This is a genomic window from Jeotgalibaca caeni (assembly GCF_028863945.1).
Lineage (GTDB): Bacteria > Bacillota > Bacilli > Lactobacillales > Aerococcaceae > Jeotgalibaca > Jeotgalibaca caeni.
This window is the reverse complement of the sequence record NZ_JARBEA010000143.1, coordinates 1-664: the sequence shown is the minus strand read 5'-3', so window position 1 is coordinate 664 and position 664 is coordinate 1. Positions and strand designations below refer to the sequence as shown.

Below are 664 nucleotides of genomic sequence, written 5' to 3'. Positions count from 1 at the left end.
TGGCCCGTTGGTCAAGCGGTTAAGACACCGCCCTTTCACGGCGGTAACACGGGTTCGATTCCCGTACGGGTCATATTTTTATGGAGGTTTAGCTCAGCTGGGAGAGCGTCTGCCTTACAAGCAGGATGTCGGCGGTTCGATCCCGTCAACCTCCATTGGTTCCGTGGTGTAGGGGTTAACATGCCTGCCTGTCACGCAGGAGATCGCGGGTTCGATTCCCGTCGGAACCGTAGTTTTATTTTATTCATGGCTTGGTAGCTCAGTTGGTAGAGCACTTGATTGAAGCTCAAGGTGTCGGCGGTTCGATTCCGTCCCAAGCCACCTTGGAGGGGTAGCGAAGTGGCTAAACGCGGCGGACTGTAAATCCGCTCCTTCGGGTTCGGCAGTTCGAATCTGCCCCCCTCCATTTTGATTCATAGTCATCCCATAGGGGTATAGTTTAAAGGTAGAACAACGGTCTCCAAAACCGTTGGTGTGGGTTCAATTCCTGCTACCCCTGTTAGGATTATGGCGATTGTGGCGAAGTGGTTAACGCACCGGTTTGTGGATCCGGCATTCGTGGGTTCAATTCCCATCAGTCGCCCTTTTTTTGGGGTATAGCCAAGCGGTAAGGCAACGGACTTTGACTCCGTCATTCGTTGGTTCGAATCCAGCTACCCCAGTT

At 52.9% G+C, this 664-nt stretch carries 8 tRNA genes; all 8 read left to right on the top strand.

The annotated features are described in order from the left end of the window. Position 1: 1 nt before the first annotated feature. Positions 2-73 (top strand) — tRNA-Glu (locus tag PVE40_RS12890). 9 nt (positions 74-82) lie between these two features. Continuing rightward, a tRNA-Val gene (locus tag PVE40_RS12885) sits at positions 83-155 on the top strand. Positions 156-157: 2 nt separating this feature from the next. Continuing rightward, a tRNA-Asp gene (locus PVE40_RS12880) sits at positions 158-230 on the top strand. An 18-nt stretch (positions 231-248) separates the two neighbouring features. Further along, a tRNA-Phe gene (locus PVE40_RS12875) sits at positions 249-321 on the top strand. 4 nt (positions 322-325) lie between these two features. Next, positions 326-406, top strand: a tRNA-Tyr gene (locus PVE40_RS12870). A 22-nt stretch (positions 407-428) separates the two neighbouring features. Next, a tRNA-Trp gene (locus PVE40_RS12865) sits at positions 429-499 on the top strand. Between the two features lie 11 nt (positions 500-510). Then, positions 511-583, top strand: a tRNA-His gene (locus PVE40_RS12860). Between the two features lie 7 nt (positions 584-590). After that, a tRNA-Gln gene (locus tag PVE40_RS12855) sits at positions 591-662 on the top strand. Positions 663-664 lie beyond the last annotated feature (2 nt).